Consider the following 23711-nt stretch of genomic DNA (forward strand, 5'->3'; position numbering starts at 1 on the left):
GGTTATCTGGTTTTTGATTAATGCCTGCTTTTATATCGGCATTCAAGTTCATTTCTTTAGAAACCCGATGAGGTGGGCGGATTGATTATTCGCCAGGCATATAGCGCCAAAACTCGCAAATGCATGAAAGCAAACCCGCAGGCGCGGCCGGAAGCTTCAGTTTCCGCCGGGATGGCCGTTATCCAGATGCGGGCAGGTGCCGCCTCATTCAGGCCGTCTATGTCGAGACTGATCTCTTCGCTGTTTTTGCTCCTTCTGGTGGCGCCGCTTGTCCTGTTCATGCGGCCCGGTTTCGCCGATGCGCCGCCGGCGATCCCACCCGAGGACGCGCCGCGCGCGCCGCTCAACGAACAGATCCTGAGCGTGCCGGTGGAAACCTCGCCGCCGGTGCGTCTGCAGGTGACGCTCTTCATGCCCTCGCACGGCGGGCCGTTTCCGCTGGTGCTGGTGAATCACGGCTCATCGCCGGTTCCGGCGAACGCGCCGCGCGTGGGCGACAACTTCATTCCCTACTATTTCCTGTCGCGCGGCTATGCGGTGGCGATGCCGATGATGCGCGGCTATGCCGGCTCCGGGGGCTATCAGCGGCCGCATGGCTGCGACGTCGCCGGGATCGGTCTTGACGCGGCGCGCGACATCCGCAAGGTGCTCGATTACGTCAAGCAGTTGCCTGGCATCGACGCCTCGCAGATTATCGTCGCCGGCAAAAGCATGGGCGGATGGAACACGCTGGCGTTCGGCTCGCTCAATCCACCCGACGTCAAGGGGCTCCTGAGTTTTGCGGGTGGCGTCAAGGAGTCGGATTGCCGTAGCCCGGATGCGAGCCTGATCAGCGCGGCGGGACAATTCGGCGCACGAACCAAGCTGCGTTCGATCTGGTTCTTCGGCGAGAACGACCAGATCTTTTCCACTTCGACATGGCAAGGGATGTTCAGGCAGTACACCGCGGCGGGTGCCCGTGCCGAACTGGTGGACTACGGCGTGTTCCAGACGGATGCTCACGGGATGACGGCATCGGGCGCGGGCTTGCCGTTGTGGGTGCAGAAAGCGGACACGTTTCTCGCCGGCATCGGCATGCCGAGCCAGGAGGTCAATCCGGAGTACCTGCCGGAGCGCGCCCGCGCGGCGAGCGCGTATGCGGACATCAACGACCTGAGCGCTGTGCCGTATATGAATGACAAGGAGCTCGACACGGTGTACCGGCGGTTTCTGGCGGCGCCGTTGCCGCGCGCCATTGCCATCGGCTCGACGAATGCGGTCTCCGCTTCAGGCGGTTTCGATCCAGGTCTCTCGGCGCTCGATAAATGCTGGAAGCTGACGCGCTATTGCCAGATCTACGCGGTCGACAATACGGTTGTCTGGCCGCGGCTCGAAGGCGAGCCACCGGGCACCAGGTTCGCCGCGCTCGCTAACGTTGAGGCCGTTCCTTATCTGAATGCGCAAGGTCGTCAGGCATACAAACGGTTTTTGGGCACGCGCAATCCGCGCGCATTTGCCATTGCCCCGGATGGAGCCTGGGGCGCGGGATCGGGTGTCGATCCGATCAACGATGCGCTGGTTGCGTGCGCCAACGGACACACCGGCTGCCAGCTCTATGCGGTGAATCGCGACGTGGTGTGGATGGGGAAGTGAGCGGGTTTGTGCGTCGCAAAAGACCACGGGTCGTAAGTGCTTCACGAGGATTCCGAACGGTTTCCAAAAAGTTGAATGCTGCGTACCGGTATTGCGAAATCATGAGGTAAATTTGGGTAGCACGGCACCGGATGACTTCGTTTTTCCGGTCATTGTTTCGCGGTTTTATCCTCGTCGATTTTTTGCTTGATGCTGCGCCGATGCTTCCTTGACAAACGCGTACCGCGTCTCCTATTTTTCATCTGCAGTCCGAACGCGACGATTCAACTAAACGATATCGCCACCCATGTGAGCGGATTATCCAATCTGAATAAACAGGAATGCTAATGATTTAGCATGACTGCTCGAATCTATGCCCGTTGAATCAACTTGGCTCTCAACCGCTGTCTGATCCGATCCACGGCAATCCCCGGCAATCCGTATGAACACGGCTCCGACGGATTCTCTTCGACGATAGCGGCCTTTGTGAAACGGTAGCTGAACCCACCACCGAGGATAGAGATGAAACGAGATGAGGGTCTTGCCGGCAAGCGCCGGCGCGACCGGCGCTGCTTGCCGGTATTAGGGGCTGTGGCGCTCGTGACTGCGCTGCTCGGCGGATGCGGAGGAGGCGACGGCGGTTCGGTGGCCGGCACCGCTGCCAATGCGCAGCAGACGGCGGCGAACCAGCAGGCCACGGCCCTGTCGCAAGCCCAGACACAGTCGACGGCACAGACACAATCGCAAGCGCAGACGCCAGCCGCCAATCAGCCCTACGTTGACCCGGTCGCCTATTCGACCAACGCAACCGACGGTCTCGCCGCGTCACAGGTCGCGGAGAAGGCGGCCATCATGCACTACCAATGGTCGTTGGGCCGTACGCCGGTCAATTACACGACCACCACGGGACATTTGACCGCCATGGACTCCAGCGGCAATCCTGAAGCCACGATGTCCTATGTCGCGTACACGGCGCCGGGCGCCGGCGGTGCGCCGCGGCCGGTCACCTTTGTCTATAACGGCGGCCCGGGATCGTCTTCGATATGGCTGCGGCTGGGATCATTTGCGCCCACGCGAGTCGCCACCCCCGATCCGCTGTTTGGAAACTGGCCGAATTACCCGCTCGTCGACAACAAGGACAGCCTGATCGATACCACGGATCTGGTGTATATCGACCCTCCGGGTACCGGACTATCCGAGGCGATTCTGCCCAACACGAACCAGAGTTTCTGGAGCACGGACGCGGACGTCAACATCATGCGGGATTTTATCGAGCGCTATGTGACGGTGAATAACCGCAGCAGTTCGCCGCTCTATCTGTATGGCGAGTCGTACGGCACGCCGCGCACCGACATGCTGGCACTCGCGCTGGAATCCGCGGGCGTGCATCTGACCGGTATCGTGCTGCAGTCGTCCATCCTGAACTACTTTGCCGACGCGATCGAGGCGGTCGCCATTACCGACTCCACGAGTGCGCTTGCACTCGATACGGACACGCTGGCGGGCTACTTCCCCGGCTATGCGGAAGTCGCGGCCTACTACAACCAGGCATCGCCGACGCCGCTCAATCAGGACCTTTACGCGCTGCAGACCAGTCTGTTCGTCACGGACCAGTACCAGCGGTTGAGGCGTTTTTCGCAATCCTGGGTACTGAGCCAGCTTGGCATTCCGGATGCCCTGGGCACACCGGTGTTCCCCCGTCCATCCACACTGCAGGACTGGACATTGCCTTCCGGCCTGACCTTGCAGGCGCTGCAAGGCTACTTCAACACCAATCCTTTCTCGACCAGCCTGCTTCCCGGCACGACGATAGGCCGGTACGACGGACGCGTGTCGTTGCCGAATTCGGATCCGCGTCTGCAGAGCGATTCCGATCCGTCGGACATTCTGATCTCGCAACCGTTCACGACGGCGCTCGCGACGCAGTTGCCGGACTATCTTGGGTATTCGGCGCCGAACGCGACGTATGTGCCGTTGAACGACAACATCATCGAGGTGTGGAATTTCGCGCATGACGGGCAGCCTCTGCCCGATACGATTCCCGATCTGTTAGGTGCACTGACATTGAACCCGAAGCTCAGGGTGCTCTCCGAAAACGGCTTTCATGATCTGGCTACGCCGTTCTTCAATACCGAGAAGCAACTGGCGCGCTTGCAGACGGTGCCTGGATTGAACCCGGACCTGCAGGTCAACTTCTTTCAGGGCGGGCATATGATCTATCTGGATGACGTCGCCCGGCCGGCGATGAAACGGGATCTGGTGCGCTTTTACCGGGGCACGCCGCTTCCGGACGCGCTGGCGCTGTGGACGCTGCCCCCGCCCTGGAGCGACGAAAGCCCGGCCAGCCAGCCGACCGCTACGGCGCAGGCGGCGCCGTGACCGATACCATGTGATGCGTTGGCGGTACTCCATTCACTTGAACAATGCGAGTCATCATGTCTCTTTTCGATATGTTGCGACGTATTTCTCCGTTGATCGTGCTGGGCTGCCTGATCGGCAGCGCGCATGCACTGCCGCCTCAGGCGGTGGCGCCCGCGACGCTGCCTAACGGAGCCCGTGGCGTCGACGGCCCGTTCTTTCCGCAAAACCGCGCGGCACCTGTTACGCCTTCGACCGGTTCGACGCTTCAGCAGCAGGCCCAGCAGCGGCTTGAAGCGCGCCTGGGCGGCAATACGGCGCTCAGCAACGGCGCGGCCGTGACCAAAGCCCAGGCGCAGGCCGACGGGCTCGGTTATGTGGCCAAGCACTTCGATCAGATCGATACCAGCCACAAGGGCAGTGTGACCATGAGCGACGTCAGGCAGTATCTTCAGCAACAGGGCCGGTAGCGAATCGGCCTTGCCCACGCGGCGAGCAGAAGTTCGACTGCCATGACCCTGCCGCGAGCCTGCTCGTAGCGGACTCCTGCACTCGCTGACCGGCGCCGGGGCGCCGCCGCATCATGGCGCCCAAGCGCCCCAAACCCTTGTGCCGGCGGCTTATCACGAGGACGCATATTCTTCGAAAACTTGATGCTTTGTAGATCCAGGGGCCGTTTGCTACAGTCCGCCCACTCAACCGGGGCGGCTGGTCAGGCAGCAGCGGTATCTTCATACAATAACTTCTACGGAGCATCCTTTCATGAAATCGATTCGTTCAATCCTGTTGATCGCCTTGCTGCAAGCCGCGGCGCTCACTCCGGCATTCGCTGGGGACGAGCTCAACCAGATCAAGGCAGCGGGCGTTTTCAAGGTCGGCACTGAAGGCACTTACGCGCCGTTCACGTATCACGACGAGTCGGGCAAGCTGACCGGCTTCGACGTGGAAATCGCCACCGCGATCGCGCAGCGTCTCGGCGTGAAGCCTGAGTTTGTCGAAGGCAAATGGGATGGCCTGATTGCCGGCCTCGACGTGAACCGCTATGACGCGGTCATCAACGAAGTCGCGGTAACCGATGCACGCAAGCTCAAATACGACTTCTCGACCCCGTACATTACCTCGCATGCGGCGCTGATCGTGCGCTCGGACAACACCACCATCAAGTCTTTCGACGACCTGAAGGGCAAGAAGTCGGCCAACACCCTGACCAGCAATTTCGGCCACATCGCCAAGGACCACGGCGCGGATGTGGTGCCTGTGCAGGGCTTTAACGAGTCGATCGATCTGCTGACCTCGGGCCGCGTTGATGCGACGGTCAACGATTCGCTGTCGTTCCTCGACTTCAAGAAGCACAAGCCCGACGCGCAGGTGAAGATCGTCGCGCTCGACAATGCTTCGGACAGCGACAAGTCGGCCGTGCTGCTGCGCAAGGGCGACCCGGAGCTGGTGGCGGCAATCGACAAGGCGCTCGCCGATATCAAGGCGGACGGCACCTACGCGAAGATCTCGCAGAAGTATTTCGGCAAGGACGTCTCCCAGTAAGCGCGGGATAGGTTCGAATCATGCCAGCCTGGTTGCATCTGATGGCGCAGTCGCTGTGGCCCCTCGTTTACGCGGGGCTTGTGTTCACTGTGCCGCTCACCCTCGCTTCGTTCGCGCTCGGCCTGCTGCTGGCGTTTGCGGCCGCGCTGATCCGCCTGTTCGGCCCGCGCTGGGCGGTGGCGATCGTGCGCTTCTATGTCTGGCTGATCCGCGGTTCGCCCTTGCTGGTGCAACTGTTCGTGATCTTCTATGGCCTGCCGAACGTGGGGATCGTGCTCGATCCGTTGACGGCGGCCATCATCGGCTTCTCGCTCAATGTCGGGGCGTACAACTCCGAAGTGATCCGCGGCGTGATCGAGTCGATCCCGAAAGGGCAGTGGGAGGCGGCGTATTCGATGGGGATGACGCGCGGCGAAGCATTGCGCCGCGCCATCCTTCCGCAGGCGGCACGGGTGGCGTTGCCGCCCTTGTCGAACTCGTTTATTTCGCTCGTCAAGGACACCTCGCTTGCGGCCGTGCTGACCGTACCCGAAGTGTTTCAGGCCGCCCAGCGGATTGCCTCGGTGACCTATGAGCCGCTGATTCTCTATACGGAGGCGGCGCTGGTCTATCTGGTGCTCAGTTCAGTGTTGTCGTCGGCGCAGGTCAGGCTCGAGCAACGCTTCGGCCGTCACGCGCTTTTCCAGGCGGGCAACGCATGATCAAGCTGGAAAAAATCGAGAAGTTCTTTGGCGAACATCGGGTGTTGAGCGCGGTGGATCTGACGCTCGCGCCGGGCAACGTCACCGCCTTGATCGGTCCGTCTGGCAGCGGCAAGAGTACGTTGTTGCGCTGCGTGAACCTGCTGGAGATACCCGAAGGCGGTTCGCTCGAACTCGGTACGCAGCGGCTCGAGTTCAGCCGCGAGCACAAGCCCGCACGCGACGCGGTGCTGGCGATCCGGCGCCGCACCGGCATGGTGTTTCAGAACTTCCAGTTGTTCCCGCATCTGACGGTCGAGCAGAACGTGATGGAAGGGCTGCTGACCGTGCAGAAGTGGGACAAGGCACGGGCCCGCGAACGCGCGCATGAACTGCTGACGAAGGTCGGCATCGCTCAGAAGGCGGATGCCTGGCCGGTCACGCTCTCCGGCGGCCAGCAACAGCGTGTAGCGATTGCACGCGCGCTCGCGCCTTCGCCGGAGGTGTTGCTGTGCGACGAACCGACCTCGGCGCTCGATCCGGGACTCGCCGCCGAAGTGGTCGAGGTGCTCAGGCAGCTTGCCAGCGAAGGCATGACGATGCTGATGGCGACGCACGATCTGCGTCTTGCCGCGACGATTGCGCGCGACGTCGTGTTTCTGAACAACGGCGCGGTGGTGGAGGCGGGGGCGTCGCGGCAGATCTTTACGCAGCCGCGCGAAGCTCAGACCGCGCGTTTTGTGTCGACGCTGACGCAGCATTTGCCGGATGCGTGGGTCGAGTGACGAAGTAAAGGGTGACGCTGCCCCGCGACAACCCCGCGAGGATTGGCCGAACGGCGCAGCGGCCGCCTCCGTTCGAGCATCGCTGTAAACGCGATATCGAAAGCGGGAAATCTTGTTTGTGACTCATGCCACGCTTCGCTAGCATCCATCGGGTAGCCGCGTGCCGGCCGCACGTTTGAACGTGCGCGCTTGCATGCCCGCCATCGAGCCGCTCGAATTCATCGGGGTTTCCTGCTTACGCAAACTGCGCTGGATTCGGCTCGCGCTCATCCGCACCTTCACCGCCCGATATGTCCAGCCTACCCGTATCTGCCATTCCCGAACCCATTGACGGCGTGACCCGCCAACTCGCACGCGCGATTGCCGCTTCGGCGCCTCTCGCGGACGCCGCGGCGATTGCCGCCGCGCGCCGCGGCGTGCTCGATTTTCTTGCCGCAGCCTTCGCGGGCGCCGACGATGCGGGCTATCGCAAACTGCTGGCGGTAACAGGCCCCGGCAGCCGCGGCGAGGCCGCCGTGATCGGCTACCCGGCCGGCGTCAATGCGCTCGATGCCGCCTTGCTCAACGGCTACGCCGGCCACGCGCTGGACTACGACGACGTGCATAGCAGCGTGCGCGGCCATCCGGGCACGGTGCTGTTGCCCGCACTGTTTGCGCTGGCGCAGAGCCGGCGCAGCAGCGCGAGCGAATTGCTGGCCGCCTACGTGGTGGGCGTCGAAACGATGGCGCGCCTCGGTCTTGCGCTGGGCAGCCGTCACTACGAGCAGGGCTTTCACAACACCGCGACGCTCGGCACGCTGGGCGCCGCGGCGGCTGCGGCGTTTCTGCTGCGGCTCGATGAGGCCGCGATAGAAAACGCTCTGGGCCTCGCCGCCACGCAATCGGCCGGTCTGCGCCTGCAGTTCGGCAGCGAGGCAAAGCCGCTGCACGCCGGACAGGCCGCGCGAGCCGGACTGTTTGCCGCACAGCTTGCGGCCGCGGGCTTGCAGGGCTCGCGAGGCGCGCTCGACGGCCCGACCGGCTTCTTCGGCGTATTCGGCGCCGGCGCGGCGCAGCCCGAGCGCGTGCTGCAAGGCTGGGGCGCGCCCTGGCAGATCGTCACACCCGGTTTGTACTTCAAGCCGTGGCCTTGCTGCACGGCCACGCACTACGCCTTGCATGCGGCGCTGACATTGCGCCGTGCACATGACCTGACACCGCACGAGATCGAGCACGTGCTCGTGACCTTTCCGCCCGGCGGCGATACCCCGCTATTGAGCCATGCGCCCGCCACCGGCCTCGAAGCTCGCTTTAGCGTGGAGTACGCGTTGGCCGCCGCCTTGACCGACGGCGCGGCCGGCGTCGCCACCTTCGCCGACGTGCCGGTGCGCGCGGAACTGGCGACGCTCGCCGCACGCGTCTCGCGCACGCACGACGAGAGCGCGCCGCGTGCCTCGACCGATCCGTCGACGCGCTTCTCCGCCGTGACGATCACGTTGAAAAACGGCACGGTGCTAAGCCACAAGACCGACCGTCTCTACAGTGCTGAAGACCTGCAGGCCAAATTCGCGGATGCGGTCGATCAGCACGCCGGCTTCGCCACGCTGCCCGCGCTCGTCGAGACGATGCAGAGCGCGGACGATCTCGCCATCATTTTTCAGTCCTTCGCCAAGATCAAAGCATGAGTACCTTTCAAACTTCCGCCGCGAAGCGGCAAATGCGCCTCGGGCTGTTTATCCAGGGGGCAGGCCACCACGTGGCCGGCTGGCGTCACCCGGATGCCCAGGCCGGCAGCGAGAATCTCGCCCTGATGCAGCGGATCACCCAGACCGCCGAACGCGCCAGGTTCGACATGGTGTTTCTCGCCGACGGCCTGACGAGCGGCCCGGACGCGCATCCGTCGATGGCGATGCGCATCGAGCCGCTGTGCCTGCTGTCGGCGCTCGCCATGGGCACGCGCCATATCGGCCTTGCCGCCACGGCATCGACGACCTATAGCGAGCCGTATCACGTGGCGCGCGCCTTTGCCTCGCTCGATCATCTGAGCCAGGGCCGCGCCGCATGGAATGTCGTGACGACCTCGTACGATCGCACCGCGGCGAATTTCACTCGCGGCAATCACCCGGATCATGCGTTGCGCTACGAGATGGCGGGCGAGTTCGTCGATGTCGTCAAGGGCCTGTGGGATAGCTGGGACGACGATGCGCTCGTGCGCGACAAGGCAAGCGGCGTCTACTTCGATCCTGCCAAGGTGCATACGCTGGCTCACCAGGGCCGCTTCTTTTCGGTGAAAGGGCCGTTGAATGCGTCGCGCCCGCCGCAAGGGCACCCGGTTGTGATTCAGGCAGGTTCGTCGGGCCCGGGACAGGACCTGGCGGCGCGCACCGCGGAAGTGGTGTTCACCGCGCAGCAGACGCTCGACGAAGCACGCATCTTCTATCGCGATCTCAAAGGGCGGCTGGCGAAGTTCGGCCGTGACGGCGAGCAACTGCATGTGATGCCGGGCGTGTTCCCGGTGATCGGCAGGACCGAGCAGGAAGCCAAGGACAAGTACGCGCAGTTGCAGCAATGGACCGATACGTCGGGGGCACTGACGTTACTGTCCGATCGCCTCGGTCACGATGTCTCCGGATATCCGCTCGATGGCCCGCTGCCGGAGCTGCCGGAATCGGAGCAACTGAAAAGCCGTGCGAAGCTGCTGACCGATCTGGCACGGCGCGAAAATCTCACCCTGCGCGAGCTGTATCACCTGGTGGCGGGCGCACGCGGGCATCGGATCGTGTGGGGTACGCCGGTCCAGGTCGCGGATGCGCTGGAAGAATGGTTCGTCGGCGAAGGTGCGGATGGCTTTAACATCATGCCGCCGTATTTCCCCGGCGGCCTCGACGACTTTGTCGAACTGGTGGTGCCGGAGTTGCAGCGGCGCGGCCTGTTTCGCACCGAGTACAGCGGCACGACCTTGCGCGACCATCTGGGTTTGCCGCGGCCGGCAAGCCGCTACGCGGCGGCAGAGTAGCCGGATCAAATAGCGAATTTCCGCAGATCGAGCGGAATCGACACGCGCGCGGCTTCACTGCGCGCGGCCTCGCGTTCGTCATTGGCGGCGGCGAGCGAACGCGTCAGGAATGCCCGCGTGCGCGGGCTTGCCGGTTCGCGGAACAGGCGCTGCGCGGGGCCGTGCTCGACGATTACGCCGGCCTCGGTGAAATACACCGCATCGCTGACTTCTTCCGCAAAGCGCATTTCATGCGTGACCAGCACGCAGGTCATGCCGTCCTTGACCAGATCGCGGATCACCGTCAGCACTTCGCCTACCGTCTCCGGGTCGAGCGCCGAAGTCACTTCGTCGAACAGGATCAGATCCGGCTGCATGGCCAGCGCCCGTGCAATCGCCACCCGTTGTTGCTGGCCGCCCGATAGTTCGCCGGGATAGGCGTGGGCCTTGTCGGCGAGCCGCACTTTCTTGAGCAGATCGTAAGCGGTGCGGGTGGCCTCGGCCTTGTCGCGGCGCAGGATGCGCACAGGCGCCACCACCAGGTTGTCCAGCACACTGAGATGCGGAAACAGGTTGTACTGCTGGAACACGAAACCCACGCGCTTGCGCAGTTCGATCTCGTCGCGCTCCGAGCTGAGTTGGTCCACCCGTGTCCCGTCCACTTCGATCGTGCCGTTCTGCGGCTTGAGCAAGCCGGTGATGCAGCGCAGGATGGTCGACTTGCCCGAGCCCGACGGGCCGATGATCGAGACGGCCTGGCCGCGGAACACGTCGAGGTCGATACCGTTGAGCACCGGGTTGGCGCCGAACGACAGATGCACGTCGCGCAGGCTGACGAGCGGGCGCACAGCGTTGCGGGCGGCGGGGAGCGGTTCAACTGAAGGTTCAACTGAGGGTTCAACTGAAGGCATAGCGTTTTTCGAGGCGCCGTGTGAAGCGCGCAATCGGGTAGCAGTAGACAAAAAAGAGGCCCAGCACGGTGAAGTAGACCAGCACCGTGAAGTCGGCGCGCGCCACGGTGTTGCTTGCCACCTGGGCGGTATCGAGCAGATCGTGCACGCCGACCAGCGAGGCGAGGGCGGTGCCCATGGTGATGCTCGAGTACAGGTTCATCCACGGCGGCAGCATACGCTTTACGCACTGCGGCAGGATGATCCAGCGGAGCACCTGGGCGCGGCTGAAGGCGAGCGAGCGGGCCGCGTCCCACTGGGCGTGCGGGATCGACTGGATCGCGCCGCGGAAAATCTCCGCCACATTGGCGCTCGCCGGCAAGGCGAGGCCGAGCGTCACCTTGAACCAGTCGGGAAAGGGCAGCGTGTGATGGCCGAGCGCGATCTCGAACGGAAACACGTAGGTCGAGAAGTAGATCAGCACCAGCAAGGGTGCGTTGCGAAACACCTGCACGTAGGCACGTGTGACGACGCGCACCACCTTGAGCGGCGACAGCAACAGCGGCCCGAGCGCCAGTCCCGCCACGGTGCCGATCGCAATCGCCAGCAGGCTGATTTCGATGTTGACCCAGAGCGCCTTGATGAGCGCCGGAGCCCAGGTGACGAGCGCGGCCAGCATGACGTTGTGCGCGTGGCTCGCCAGTTCGCGTTCGAGCAGTGCCAGCAGCGCGCCCACTGCGACGACGCCGATTACCTTGACCCACTGACGGCGCACGGGCGCGCCGGCGGCGCTAAAAGCGAACGGCTCAGTGGCCATAGCCGGGCATCCTCAAACGGGTTTCGAGCCAGCGGCCCGCGCGGTTAACGAGGAAGGTCAGCGCACCGAAGAACAGCAGGATCAGGATCATCAGTTCGAGCACGTTGTCGCGCTGGGTCCAGATCATGATCGACGCGTAGGTGACGTCGCCGACCGCGATGGCCGAGGCGATGGTGGTCATCTTCACCAGATCGACCATGTTGTTGACGAGCGCCGGCAAGGCGAAGCGCAGCGCGAGCGGCAACTGCACATTCCAGAGCCGCTGCCTGCGGCTGTAGCCGAGCGACTGCGCGGCTTCGAGCGTCGCACGCGGCACCGCTTCGATGCCGGCGCGCAGCGCCTCCGCGTGAAACGCGCCCTTATGCAGCGCGATCACGATCACACTCCAGATGAACGGCGTCAACGGGTTGCCGCCCAGCTCGCGCAGTGCCTGGCTTAGCAACATGTTGAGCACGAGAAACGCGCAAAACAGTTGCACCAGCGTCGGCGTATTGCGGGTGATCTCGACGAACACGCGCGCCGGCCGTGCCAGCGCCGCACGCGGCGAGCTCAGCATGGCAGCCAGCAGCACGCCGGCAACGAGGCTGAAGAATGCAGTCACCACCGACAGTTCGATCGTCACCAGCATGCCGTGCAGGAACGAGGCGCGTTCGTCGGCGGCGAGCACGAAGCTGTAGTCGAGACCGAGCCTGTTGAGCGCGGCCACCGCCTGTTCGGCCAGCGCCACGCTCATGCCGGTTGCGCCTTGAATTTTGCGTGCAGGTCGAGCACCGCCTGCGACGGCTGCATGCCGTTCCTGTGCTCGGTGTCGATCAGCCAGCCGGAACGGTGCCAGTCCTCGACAACCTTTTCGAACGCGTTCTGCGTATCGGTTTCTCCCTTGCGGACCCAGATGACGGACGGCGACGGAATCAGATCGTTCGAGACGGGAATCGTGTAGTCCTTCCAGTCCGGGTTGCGCGCGACCAGCAGGCGCAGCGTCGGCGCGACGTGTACGGCGGCCACGCAGTTGTTGCCGCGCAGGGCGAGCAGCGATTCGGGCTGGCCGCGGAAGGCCTTGACCTGTGCGCCGTATTGCTCGGCGAGCGGCTTGGCGTAGTTGCTGCCTTGCGAGACGCACACGGCCTTGCCGCGCAGGTCGCTCCAGCTCTTGATGCCGCTGTCCTTGCGCGTGATCAGCGCGCCGCCGATTTCCTCGAACGGCGTGGGCGGATAGGAGAGAATCTGCGCGCGTTCCTGGGTTACTTCCATGTTGGCGATCAGCGCGTCGACCTTGCCCTGCTGGAGGAACTGCACGCGATTGGACGGTTGCACCGGAATCATTTCGATGTCCACGCCGAGCTGCTTGGCGAGGTTCTCGGCGAGGTCCACGTTGAAGCCGACCGGCTTTTGCGTGGCCGGGTCGAGCGAGCCGAACGGCGGCCCCGAGAGGATCACGCCGACTACGAGCTTGTGGCGCTCGTGGATGCGATCGAGCGTGCTGTCGGCATGGGCGGCGTTCGCACCTAGGGCGGCGGCGAGCACGAGGGCGGTACGGCCAAGGGCGCGCCGTGTCAGGGCGGAGAACCATGGGCGGTGAGTCGATGGCGGCGGGGCGGAGCGGGTCGGACGGTTGGACATGACAGATGCTGGGTCGATTATGGGAATGGCTGGTGTGCCCCTTCGGCGGCGCGCGTGTTCGGCGCTGCGCCCGTTCGCGGTGCAACGTCATGCGAGGCGCGCGCCTCACGCAGCGTACGGGGCTATTCTCGACAAGCGAGGCTCAATCCAGAACCAAGCTTTTTTCATACCGTTATCTGATTCGCGCATTTGCGCAGACAGAACCGGCGTTGTGACGTCGATAGAGGTGTTGTGACGGAAAAGTCTCGCTTCACACGGCTTCGAAGGAATCGAGCCGTTCGAGCAGTTGCGCACGCAGATCGGCAAGCACCGGGTCGCGCCGCTCGCGCGGTCGTGGCCGTGCCACGCGGTATTCGCGGTCGATCCGTCCAGGCGCCGCCGCCATCAACAGCACACGGTCGCTTAGATAGAGCGCCTCGTCCAGATCGTGAGTGACGAGCAGGGCGGCCGTGCCGTGCGTTTGCGTCACCGCGAGCAGCAGGGCCTGCAGGCGCATGCGCGTCATCGCATCGACGGCGCTGAACGGTTCGTCGAGCAATAGCAGCTCGGGTTGCGAGAACAGTCCTCGCGCAATCGCGACGCGCTGCGCCATGCCACCGGAGAGCGCCTTGGGCAACGCATGCTGCTGGCCGTCGAGGCCGACTTCGCCGAGCAGGCGCGCCACCCGCGGATCGCGTCCGCCATCGCGGCCCGCCTCGAAGCCGATGTTGTCCGCCACTGTGAGCCACGGCAGCAGACGCGGTTCCTGGAAGATCACGCCGATCTGCGGGGAAGGCCCGTGTTGGGGCGCACCGTTGATACGCACTTCGCCCTGGTACTGCCGGTCGAGTCCGGCGACGATCCGCAGCAGCGTGCTCTTGCCGCAGCCGCTCGGGCCAACCAGGCTCACAATTTCGCCGTGCCCAATGCGCAACGAGAAATGCTCGAGCACGGTCCGGGCCGCATAGTGTTTGGCTTCGATGCGCACGTCCAGCAGCGCCGCTTGAGGGGATGCGCTCATCGTTGCTCTCCCGCACGTGACGAATCATGGAACGCGTCAAAGGCGTCGCGCCAGCCGAGCACGCGGTTTTCGAGCCAGCGCATCGCGCCGTCGCTCAGCTTGCCGAGCACGGCGAGCAGCAGGATCGCGCCGAATACCAGGTCGGGGCGGCCCGTTTCGCGGCCGTCGCTCAGCATGTAGCCGAGGCCGCGAGTCGCCGCAATCAGTTCGGCGGCGACCATGAACATCCACGCGAGGCTCAGGCCCGTGCGCAGGCCTGTGAAAATCTGCGGCAACGCCGCCGGCAGAAGGATGCGCCGGAATAGCGCAGCAGGGGTCAGCCGGTAGATCGCGCCAAGCTCGACCAGCTTGCGGTCGACGCCGCGGATTCCGGCCACCACGCTCAGATGCACGGGGAAGAATGCCCCGATCGCGATCAGCGTGATCTTGGGGGCTTCGTCGATACCCATCCACAGCAGCAGCACCGGCACCCACGCCAGCGACGGAATCGAGCGCAGCGCCTGGAAGCACGGTTCCAGCAGCGCATCGAGCCGGCGGCTCAGACCCATCGCGGCGCCCAGCACGAGCGCGAGCGCCGCGCCGATAGCGAAGCCCGCCAGCACCCGCAGCGTGCTGGCCGCGATATGGCGTCCGAGCCGGGCTGCGCCCATTTGCCAGAGCGTTTCGGCGATCGTGGTGGGGGCCGGCAGCAGATGATCCGGCACGACGTGTGTGCGTACCAGCACTTCGATGAGCGCGAGCAGGCCAAGCGGCAGGAGCAGTCCGGCGATCCGCCAGCGGCGCAGGCCGCGCTGCTGCTGCCGCTGCTGGCGTGAGGGCGGCGTTGCACGGCCGGCACGATCTGCTAACGGCGCATGGCTTCCCGGTCTGCGCACCTTGTCAGCATCGAACGGCAAAGTCTCATCGGAACTCGCTGCCATCTCCGCACTCACTGGGCCCTTGCCGCCGTCACCACCGGTTGCGCGACCTGCGAGTCGACCAGCGCATCGATCACCTGCGACAGGTCGGTGCCAGGTTTCACCAGTTGCTCCTGCACGAGGATCGGCGCCGCGGCCTTGAGCGCGGCAATCTGCTGCGCGCCCGGCACCGGCTGGCTAAAGTCGTTACGCTGCAACTGCAGCTTTGCGACCGGTAGCGAGACTTTCGATTCCTCGGCGACGATCTTTGCGGCGTCGTCGGGATGCGCGATGATCCACAGGCGGGCCTTTTCGTAGACCTTCAGCACGCGTGCGACGGTCTCGGGATACTGCTGCAGAAACGCTTCGCGCGCGTTCAGAAAGCCGTAGGTATTGAAATCGACGTTGCGGTAGAGCAGGCGGTCGCCGTCGTCGATCTGCGCTGCCGCCATGTGTGGATCGAGCCCTGCCCATGCATCCACCTGACCATTCGCGAGCGCCGTGCGGCCGTCCGGATGCTGCAGGTTGACGAGTTCGACGTCGTCGCGCGTCAGTCCGACCGTATGCAATGCGCGCAAGGTGAACAGGAACGGATCGGTGCCCTTGGTGGCGGCGATCTTCTTGCCCTTCAGGTCCGCGAGCGTCTTGATGGGCGAATCTTTGCGGACCACCAGCGCGGTCCACTCGGGACGCGAGAAGATATACACGGTCCTGATCGGATTGCCGTTTGCCTTGCCGAGCACGGCGGCGAGACCCGCGGTCGAACCGATATCGATTGCGCCGCTGTTCAGATATTCGAGCGCGCGATTGCTGCCGAGACTCAAGACCCATGTGATCTGCGCGTGATCGGGTTTGAATTCGTCTTCGAGCCAGCCATAGCGCTTGATCACGAGACTTTCAGGCGAGTAGTACGCGTAGTCGACGCGGATCTCCGGCGGCGTGGCGGCATGCGCCGCCGCCATTGCCGCGAGGCACGACGCCAGTACTGCCAGCAGGCCTAGCGCATGATTGAAGAGCCGCTTCATGGGTGGTCTCCCAGTATCCATAGATCGAGTTGTGTGAACCGATCAATGTAATGAAAGACGCGGCGTTCAGTAACCAATGAAAAATCACATGGAAACCCGCGGCAGCGATATTGCAGGCATGCCGGAGTGGCGGCGGCGTTTATCGGCGTTGCAACGCTGGAAATGACGCTTGACCGGCGCTGCTCGTCCCTTGTTCCGGGTGCGCACGCGTCAGTGCCGGCAGGCGCTGCGCGGTCCCGGTCACGGTTCCGCTCACAGCTGTCTTTAGTTTGGCTTCACAAATCTCAACGTCATGCGGTCCGACTCGCCGATCGCGGCAAAGCGTGCGTGGTCGACGCTGCCGCCTTCGTAGGTGGGCGGCAGCGACCACACCCCGTGCGGATAGTCCTTGGTGTCGCGCGGGTTGCTGTTGATCTCGCTCTCGCCGGCAAGCTCGAAGCCCGCGGCGCGCGCGTGCTCGATCACGTAGGCCTCGGTCACGTAGCCGCTGTCGATCATCTGCTGCAGCGAGGTGCCCGGCGCCGCCCGATGCTCTTCGACACCCAGTATGCCGCCCGGTTTGAGCGCCTGGTAGAAGGCGCGCAGGTTCGCGTCGAGCTGGCCGTCCTTGATCCAGTTGTGGATATTGCGGAACGTGAATACGCGGTCGATGTTGCCGTTCGCCTCGAAGCCGTTGAACTGGCCCGCTTGCAGCGTGCCGACCACCACGTTGCCGTAGATGGCCGGTGTCGCCGCGAGCTTGCGCGCGAGCGCGGCATGGCCGGCCTGTTCCTCCGCCGCAGCGGAGGGAGATGGGCTCACGTACTCGGCTTCATAGAGCGTGCCGCGATCATGCAGATAGGGCGCGAGAATGTCCGTGTACCAGCCGCCGCCGGGTGCGATTTCGAGCACCGTTTGCGTCGGCGAGATCTCGAAGAATTGCAGCGTGCCTTGTGGATGACGGTAGATGTCGCGTGCCTTCGCGGCGTCGCTGCGTTGCGGGCCGGCGACGGCCGAGGCGAGCGAGTCCTGGCTGGATGGAGCCGACGCGCAGCCCGCCAGCAGGAGTGCAGCCGATAGCCCGGCGAGTGTGTAGCGCAGCGTGCGGAGCAGCGAAGTGGAGTAGTGAGTCATGGTGTCCGGGGTGAGTTCGGGTGAGCCGCGGTGAACCCTGGCAAGAGCGGCAAGGGCAGCAAGAGCGAAAACAGGCCTAACGATAAGCGTTTGCAGCGCGTTTTGCACGGCGCGCGTTCTGCACGTGGCGCGGTTTCAGCGTATGGTAGTTCGCGAGCCAGCTGTGTGCGGCTGATGGTACAGCCGGGATCACAGTGCACATCTCAATCCCGCGTCGCCAGCAGGGTGAGCGGGGATCGTCGATTCAAGCGGAGAGTCCTGCATGTCTACGTCTGCCCAGTCACGCCCGCCGCGCCAGTTGCGCCTTGGCGCCTTCATGCGCCCCGTGACGATACACACCGGCGCCTGGCGTTATCCGGGTGCCTACCCCGATGCCAACTTCAATTTCGCGCACATGAAGCGCTTTGCACAGACACTCGAGCGCGGACGCTTCGACGCCTTCTTCATGGCCGATCATCTCGCCGTGCTCAACATGCCGGTGGAGTCGTTAAAGCGCAGTCACACGGTTACTTCGTTCGAACCGATGACCTTGCTGCCGGCGCTTGCTGCCGTGACCGAACGCCTTGGTTTGGTCGCCACGGCGTCCACCACGTTCGACGCGCCGTATCACGTCGCGCGCCGCTTCGCCTCGCTCGATCACATCAGCGGCGGCCGGGCCGGCTGGAATCTCGTCACCACCTCGAACCCCGACGCCGCGCTTAACTTCGGCCTCGAAGAGCATGTCGAGCACGACGAACGATATCGGCGGGCACGCGAATTCTTCGATGTCGTCACCGGACTATGGGATAGCTGGGCTGACGACGCGCTGCTTCGCGACGTCGAGTCCGGCATCTTCTTCGATCCTGACAAGCTGCATGTGCTCGATCACAAGGGCGAATACTATTCGGTGCGCGGGCCGCTCAATATTGCACGCCCGGTGCAAGGCTGGCCGGTGATCGTGCAGGCCGGCTCATCCGAAGCGGGCCGGCAGATTGCCGCCGAAACCGCCGAAGCGGTTTTCACGGCGCAGACGACGCTCGCCGACGGCCAGCGCTTTTACGCGGATGTCAAAGGCCGCATGGAGAAACTCGGGCGTTCGCGCGATCATATGAAGATCTTGCCCGCCGCGTTCGTGGTGGTGGGCGACACGCTCGATGAAGCGCTGGAAAAGCGTGCCCGCCTGGACACGTTCGTGCATTACGACAGCGGCATCGCCTCGCTTTCGATTGCGCTCGGACACGATGTGTCGGGCCTGGACCCGGATGGCCCGCTGCCGGAGATTCCGGAGAGCAATGCGAGCCGTACCAGCCGGCAGCGTGTGGTGGAATGGGCCCAGCGGGACAATCTGACGATCCGGCAACTGGCGCAGCGTATTGGCGGTTACTCGGGGCTCGAAATGGTCGGCACGCCGGCGATGATCGCCGATCAGATGGAAGCGTGGCTCGTCGGCGAGGGCTCGGACGGCTTTAACGTGATGTTCCCCTATCTGCCGGGCGGCCTCGACGATTTCGTCGACAAGGTGATTCCGGAGCTGCAGCGGCGCGGTATTTTCCGGCGTGAATACGAAGGGGCGACGCTGCGCGAAAATCTCGGCTTGCCGCGGCCGGAAAACCGCTTTTTCCGCGCTTGAGTGCGGGCGTTGTGCCGGGTGGGCGCACGACAATTGAAACCAGTCGCGTCGTTCATGCGTATAAGTGACGAGCGCCTGGCGGCCGGGCTCGGCAAGACCGCCGTCGCTCGTTCATGCAGGTAAGCAATGTCCCGTGTATTTCCGGCGGCCGCGCACGCTGGCCGTACCCGACCCACTTCTTTGTGCTGGAGGCAACATGAAGCTGACATCGAAGCTATTGCAGGCCGTATTGTGTGCAGCAGCGCTGGGCGCCGCCGCTCAGGCGGGCGCCCAGGGCCTCACCCCGCAGGACGATGTGAATGCGCCGCAAAACGGCAAACAGTTGATGCCGAACGCGCCGCTCGGCAGCGAATACCCGTCGCACGGCAACCAGCAGGCGGGTGAAATGAACCTGAACCCGGTCGACCCGCGCGCGCAACTGGTGAACGGGCTGCCGAACAATGCCGAGGCGGGCGGTTACGGTTCACCGCTGGCGGGCGTGCGCACTTATGTGCAACCGCCGCCGGCGAACTGATTGACGGCGCGACGGCGAACAATCCGGTAAGGCTCGACGGCAGCCTGCGCATTCGCGGGCGCGGCGGTTTCGCGCGGGCGCGGCGCGCGGGCCGCCGCGGTGCGCGTGGCGTGGCCCATACGCTACAATGCCGTCAGCCTGAAAACCGGAATATCAATGAAGATCCGCACTTTATCTCTCGCATGCGTAACGACCGCCGCCGTGCTGCTCGCGGGGTGTACGGCCTTCTACAAGAACACCAGCGCGTGTGAACAGATGATGCGCAGCAAGCTGGCTGACGTGTCGCCCGAACAGTTCCCCGAGGCGTCGATCGACAAGCTCTCCGTCGACCATACAGGTACCGGTATCCACGGCACGCGGGTTGTCGTGGAGGCCTCGCTTTCGCATATGCAGACCGCCTCGGAAGTGGCGGCGGCGTCCGCGCCGAAGGGCGCTTCGGGGGTAGCGGCCGCATCGGATGCTACGGCTGACTCAGCCGCTACGGCGAGCGCCGCTTCGGGCGTTGCGGCCGGCGCGGCCGTGGCCCCCTCGGCCGCTTCCGCGGCCGTGCCGGCCACGGCGCTCGCGGCCGCCTCGGGCGCTTCCGCTACCGCGGCAACTGCAAAACCGGTCAAACCCAAGAAAGTGGTGAAGGCCGCGGCTGTCGAATGCACCTTCACGGGGTTGAATCTGGCGTCGTTCCGCTGGCTGGCGCCGGCAGAGCTCGTCAAGACCAACGAGGACGCCGCAAACGACAGCACGGAGTAAGCGCTGCCGCCCTCGGCGTTGCGTTTCGCGGCATGGATTTCGCAGCGCCGGACTTCAGCGCCGCGATGCTCAGGCGCCCGGCCGTTCACCATCAGTAGCAGGGGCGTGCTCGCCCCTTATCCTCAGACTACGCTCACGGCCTGCGCCGGTTTAGCCCTGCGCTTGCGGGCCTCGCGCACCAGTCTCAAGACGCGCTCGCCGAAAGCTTCCGGGCATCCTTCAAAGAACCGCTCGACCGCGCTGGTTTCGATCAGCTGTCGGCGCAACGCTTCGCGTTCGTCGTGCTGGCCGATCATGCGCACGGCGGCCTCGATATAGGCTTCCACAGTGCCGGCCGTGGTCCACCCAGGCATGCCGGCGCGTTCGAACAATGCACCGTCGATATGCTCGAACACCTCGGGACCGGTCTTGCACACGCCTGGCAGGCCGATCGTGAAGGCGTCGACAATCCCGTTGGTGTTGCCGAACGGGAACGGGCTCAGGAACAGGTCCGAGTCGTCGACCCGCGCCAGGTACGAGGCGTAATCGTGAAAGCCATGCGTCACGGCGCCCGGCACGGCCTTGCCGATCACGCGGCGCATGTGCAGCAGCGGCAAGCCCTGGCGCGCGCCGGTCATGAAGTGGAACTGCACGGGCATGCTCGCGCGTTCCTGAATCTGCCTGCAGGCATCGAGGAACGCCGGATTGAGCTTCATGGTGCTTGCCGTGACGATGATCCGGATCGTCTCGCGCCGCTCCGGCACGCGCGGGGCGATTTCCGGCAGTGCCTGCGACGGCCGGTAGGGCTGGCCGTCCCTGGGTAGTTCGAGCAGGCGTTCGCTGAAACAGGCGGGGTCGCCGACGTAGTTTTCCTCGACGCTGATGTAGTCGATCTTGTCCGAATGGGTGGTGGCCGGATGTCCGAGGGCTGCGATCTGCAGCGGCGCGATGCGCAGGTTCGACATGAACACGGTCAGCACGAACATGCCGACGCTCGGCATATACAGCACCTCGGGCTGCTCGGCCTCGGCGAAAGCGCGGATTGTCCTCAGGCAATCGCCGAGGTAATCGGGCTTCTCGAGCTCGATAAAGCGGTCGAAGATCGCGCGGCCCGCGTCGTCGATCGCGTAGCCGAAACCGAAGCCGACCACTTCGAAGTGCTTGCGCGCCGCTTCGATGGTTCGCGAATGCGTGCGGTAGATTGAATGAGCGCCGCCGAACCATTCCGTCACCACGACCATCAACGGCTTCTTGCCATGCCGCGGGCCCTTTGCAACAGGGGCCGGCGCGGGCAGATCGGTCAGCCCCAGCCGCTCGAGCTTGCGGCGCACCAGCACGTTGATGTCGCGCTTGATTGCATGACGCCGCGGCGTGTCGGCGTAGCTGCAGAACATATAGGTGTTGTGCAGCACGGCGGTGGGCAGGTCGTCCAGGTCGCCGATCTGCTGCAGTTTTCCGGGCAGCCATTCCAGCAGCGCTTCGCGTTTGCCGTGCGCGGGCGCCGAGCCATGGAATTGCGGCGCCATCAGCACCAGCGCGAGACAGGCCGCGACGGTTTTATCGTGCGCCCACAGCGCGGCGAAATCGACTTCCAGTTCCGATTCGCTCGAATAGAGCACGCACAGCTTCTCGATAAACTGATCGCCCGGCAGAAACTGCCGGTTCGTGGGGCCGCGCGGATTGAGGTGGCGGGTGACGTGATCTGCATTGCCGAAAGCGGTGGCGGAAAACAGCATGCCAATCCACTCGTGCAGCGTCAGCATGAGCCTGAAGAATTCGTTGGCGGGCCGAAACTGCGGGTTGGCGAACAGCGTCAGAGCCGCGCTGGTCAGACGGGTACAGAAACGCTCGCGCTGTTCGTCCGGGGGCAGGCCGGTCATGCCCGATGCAGAAAAATCTTCGTCGAGCGCGCCACGCTTCTTGTGGATGAGCGCGAGCGCCGAGATGAACTTGAGCGCGGCTTGATCGTACGCGTGGGAGTAGACGAGTTGCTCGAAATCGTCGAGCGAGAAAGTTTCTTCCATCGGTTCAATCTTCTGTGGAAACTGGTACGGCTAAAGGTGTGGCTAAAGGTGTGGCTCACTGAGCCGGCGACGCAAGGCCTCGGGTTGGTCGCGCTGGCTGGACGCTCAAAAGATAAGCATGGCTAACGACTATGGGCCGATGTCGATCCAGGATCGAATTATCGCCGTTGGCCCATATCAAATATGCCTGGCCGGATATTTTGGGAATTTTCCGTGTCAGCGCGCGGCATTTAATCAGAACGCGTAGTACGGCCCGGCGCCGGCTGAAGTGAGGCGGGCTTCAATGGCGGTGTAGATGCGCCGCCCATAGAAGAACGGCAGCCCCCAGCCGAAGCTGTTGCTCGAGATGCCCGCGAGATCGTTGAACGCGTTATCGGACGAATTGAAGAGCGCCGTCGCATTGTCCACCGAATAGGACACCGTTGCCGTGGCGCCGTCGCTGCCGCTGATGGTCGCGCTTTCGGTCTGTTGCGTGGCGGGGCAGTACCAGAGTCCGCATTCCGGCATTCCGGCGTCGGCAATGAACAACGCGTTCGAGCCGCTATCCAGATAACTGAGGGAATAGGTCTGGCTGTTGCTGACCGTCGTGACATAGCCGTTTTGCGTATTCGCCCGCAGTACGGTCGCCTCGCCCAGCACGTTGTTCGCCTGGGTGCCGATGCCGAAGATCAGCGAGCCGCTCACGCTCGGCGCGCCGCCGGCGCCGATGGCCGGCAGATCGATCACGACGCCGTTGTTGTCGAGCGCAAAGGCGCTCACCGGGTTCGTGACCTGCTGGGCGACCGCCTGGACGCTTGCCTGACAGGCGCCGCTCGTGTCGCAACTGTAGTACCAGCGCGGCGTGGCGTTATCTGCGCAGGTGCTGCCGCAATCCGCGGCAAACAGTCCGACACCGAGAATGCCGTTGCTGCGCAAACTGGCGGTGCTCTGCATGGCGACGCCGGCGCCGCTGCAGTCGGAGGGCACGGTGGGCACCGTGGGGTCGGCGATCACCTGGACCGGCAGTGCGGCGGCCAGTTGGCCGGCCATGCGCACGTCCGCGCTGCGTACCGCCCCCCAGGTGTAACCGCCGCCGAATACCGCGCACTCGCCGGCGTTGCCGCCGCCCGCCTGCAGCGCCGGCAACTGCAGCGTGGACGGCAGCGCCGAGGCGAGCAGCCGCAGACCCTGCGAGCCGGTGTCGACCTGCACGTTGTCGATGGTCGCGCAGTTGCTGGTGCCGGGCACGCAGACCGTGACGCTGGTTGTCAGCATATTCCGGGTCAAACCCGGCGCAGTGGTGACGGCGATCGGCTGGACGTTCGGCGTGCTGGACTGGGGAATTGCCGCCGGGCTGCTGGCCGCGCTGCCCGGCGTGCCGGGTGTGCTCGGGGCGCCGGAGGCTGTGGCCGGGGAGGCGGCGGCGCCGGTCGCGGCGCTGCTGGCGCCGCCGCTACCTCCGCCACCGCAGGCGGCGAGGGTGCCGCAGAGTGCGCCGGCGATCAGGAACAGGAATGGCAGGAATAGGGAGCGGGTCGACATGAGCGC

At 64.3% G+C, this 23711-nt stretch carries 21 protein-coding genes; 11 read left to right on the plus strand and 10 right to left on the minus strand.

Features of this window, described 5'->3' with window-relative positions; all coding sequences use genetic code 11:
- Positions 1-219: 219 nt before the first annotated feature.
- The 8 genes from FFS45_RS21505 to FFS45_RS21540 all read left to right on the plus strand — a co-directional run bounded on the left by FFS45_RS21505 (position 220) and on the right by FFS45_RS21540 (position 9971).
- Positions 220-1632 (plus strand): CocE/NonD family hydrolase, encoded by a 1413-nt coding sequence (locus tag FFS45_RS21505; protein WP_137956645.1) that lies wholly within the window; start codon positions 220-222, stop codon positions 1630-1632.
- A 501-nt stretch (positions 1633-2133) separates the two neighbouring features.
- Entirely contained in the window at positions 2134-3990 is a 1857-nt protein-coding gene (locus FFS45_RS21510; protein ID WP_137956646.1) for a peptidase S10, read from the plus strand.
- A 56-nt stretch (positions 3991-4046) separates the two neighbouring features.
- A complete protein-coding gene (locus tag FFS45_RS21515; RefSeq protein ID WP_249362875.1) occupies positions 4047-4439 on the plus strand; it encodes a 2-oxoglutarate dehydrogenase in 393 nt (130 codons plus the stop codon).
- A gap of 292 nt (positions 4440-4731) precedes the next feature.
- A complete protein-coding gene (locus FFS45_RS21520) occupies positions 4732-5511 on the plus strand; it encodes an amino acid ABC transporter substrate-binding protein (RefSeq protein ID WP_137956647.1) in 780 nt (259 codons plus the stop codon).
- A 20-nt stretch (positions 5512-5531) separates the two neighbouring features.
- The gene (locus FFS45_RS21525; protein WP_137956648.1) at positions 5532-6212 is read left to right on the plus strand and encodes an ABC transporter permease subunit; all 681 of its coding nucleotides are present in this window, start codon (positions 5532-5534) and stop codon (positions 6210-6212) included.
- Positions 6209-6976, plus strand: coding sequence for an amino acid ABC transporter ATP-binding protein (locus FFS45_RS21530; protein WP_137956649.1), 768 nt, complete (start codon positions 6209-6211; stop codon positions 6974-6976). Before FFS45_RS21525 ends, FFS45_RS21530 begins: the two co-directional genes overlap by 4 nt.
- Before the next feature lie 290 nt (positions 6977-7266).
- On the plus strand, positions 7267-8640 hold the full coding sequence (locus FFS45_RS21535; RefSeq protein ID WP_137956650.1) for an MmgE/PrpD family protein: 1374 nt from the start codon (positions 7267-7269) through the stop codon (positions 8638-8640).
- The gene (locus FFS45_RS21540) at positions 8637-9971 is read left to right on the plus strand and encodes an LLM class flavin-dependent oxidoreductase (protein ID WP_137956651.1); all 1335 of its coding nucleotides are present in this window, start codon (positions 8637-8639) and stop codon (positions 9969-9971) included. Before FFS45_RS21535 ends, FFS45_RS21540 begins: the two co-directional genes overlap by 4 nt.
- A gap of 5 nt (positions 9972-9976) precedes the next feature.
- Here FFS45_RS21540 and FFS45_RS21545 read toward each other — a convergent pair whose 3' ends face one another.
- The 8 genes from FFS45_RS21545 to FFS45_RS21580 form a co-directional block, all read right to left on the minus strand.
- Positions 9977-10861, minus strand: a complete 885-nt coding sequence (locus tag FFS45_RS21545) for an amino acid ABC transporter ATP-binding protein (protein ID WP_137956652.1) — start codon at positions 10859-10861, stop codon at positions 9977-9979.
- Positions 10848-11657 carry an amino acid ABC transporter permease gene (locus tag FFS45_RS21550; RefSeq protein ID WP_137956653.1) on the minus strand — a complete coding sequence of 270 codons (810 nt, stop codon included), beginning with the start codon at positions 11655-11657 and terminating at the stop codon, positions 10848-10850. The genes FFS45_RS21545 and FFS45_RS21550 overlap by 14 nt, the downstream gene beginning before the upstream one ends.
- Positions 11647-12390 (minus strand): amino acid ABC transporter permease, encoded by a 744-nt coding sequence (locus tag FFS45_RS21555; protein ID WP_137956654.1) that lies wholly within the window; start codon positions 12388-12390, stop codon positions 11647-11649. Before FFS45_RS21555 ends, FFS45_RS21550 begins: the two co-directional genes overlap by 11 nt.
- Positions 12387-13277 carry a transporter substrate-binding domain-containing protein gene (locus FFS45_RS21560; protein WP_137956655.1) on the minus strand — a complete coding sequence of 297 codons (891 nt, stop codon included), beginning with the start codon at positions 13275-13277 and terminating at the stop codon, positions 12387-12389. Before FFS45_RS21560 ends, FFS45_RS21555 begins: the two co-directional genes overlap by 4 nt.
- A 250-nt stretch (positions 13278-13527) precedes the next feature.
- On the minus strand, positions 13528-14277 hold the full coding sequence (locus FFS45_RS21565) for an ABC transporter ATP-binding protein (protein WP_137956656.1): 750 nt from the start codon (positions 14275-14277) through the stop codon (positions 13528-13530).
- Positions 14274-15197, minus strand: coding sequence for an ABC transporter permease (locus tag FFS45_RS21570; RefSeq protein ID WP_137956657.1), 924 nt, complete (start codon positions 15195-15197; stop codon positions 14274-14276). The genes FFS45_RS21565 and FFS45_RS21570 overlap by 4 nt, the downstream gene beginning before the upstream one ends.
- An 8-nt stretch (positions 15198-15205) precedes the next feature.
- Positions 15206-16198: an aliphatic sulfonate ABC transporter substrate-binding protein gene (locus FFS45_RS21575; protein ID WP_171029707.1), complete on the minus strand. Its 993-nt coding sequence runs from the start codon at positions 16196-16198 to the stop codon at positions 15206-15208.
- Positions 16199-16462: 264 nt separating this feature from the next.
- Entirely contained in the window at positions 16463-17311 is an 849-nt protein-coding gene (locus FFS45_RS21580; protein WP_137956659.1) for a class I SAM-dependent methyltransferase, read from the minus strand.
- A gap of 262 nt (positions 17312-17573) precedes the next feature.
- Here FFS45_RS21580 and FFS45_RS21585 point away from each other — a divergent pair, with 262 nt between their 5' ends.
- From FFS45_RS21585 to FFS45_RS21595, 3 genes are all read left to right on the plus strand, one after another.
- Positions 17574-18920 (plus strand): LLM class flavin-dependent oxidoreductase, encoded by a 1347-nt coding sequence (locus FFS45_RS21585; protein WP_137956660.1) that lies wholly within the window; start codon positions 17574-17576, stop codon positions 18918-18920.
- 196 nt (positions 18921-19116) lie between these two features.
- The gene (locus tag FFS45_RS21590) at positions 19117-19434 is read left to right on the plus strand and encodes a hypothetical protein (RefSeq protein WP_137956661.1); all 318 of its coding nucleotides are present in this window, start codon (positions 19117-19119) and stop codon (positions 19432-19434) included.
- A 156-nt stretch (positions 19435-19590) separates the two neighbouring features.
- Entirely contained in the window at positions 19591-20181 is a 591-nt protein-coding gene (locus FFS45_RS21595) for a hypothetical protein (protein ID WP_137956662.1), read from the plus strand.
- Positions 20182-20303: 122 nt separating this feature from the next.
- On the opposite strand, the gene FFS45_RS21600 is transcribed toward FFS45_RS21595, so the two are convergent.
- On the minus strand, positions 20304-22184 hold the full coding sequence (locus FFS45_RS21600) for a glycosyl transferase family 1 (RefSeq protein ID WP_137956663.1): 1881 nt from the start codon (positions 22182-22184) through the stop codon (positions 20304-20306).
- 234 nt (positions 22185-22418) lie between these two features.
- Entirely contained in the window at positions 22419-23705 is a 1287-nt protein-coding gene (locus FFS45_RS21605; protein ID WP_137956664.1) for a DUF3443 domain-containing protein, read from the minus strand.
- Positions 23706-23711 lie beyond the last annotated feature (6 nt).

Origin of the sequence: Burkholderia sp. 4M9327F10 (assembly GCF_005503145.1) — a bacterium.
Lineage (GTDB): Bacteria > Pseudomonadota > Gammaproteobacteria > Burkholderiales > Burkholderiaceae > Paraburkholderia.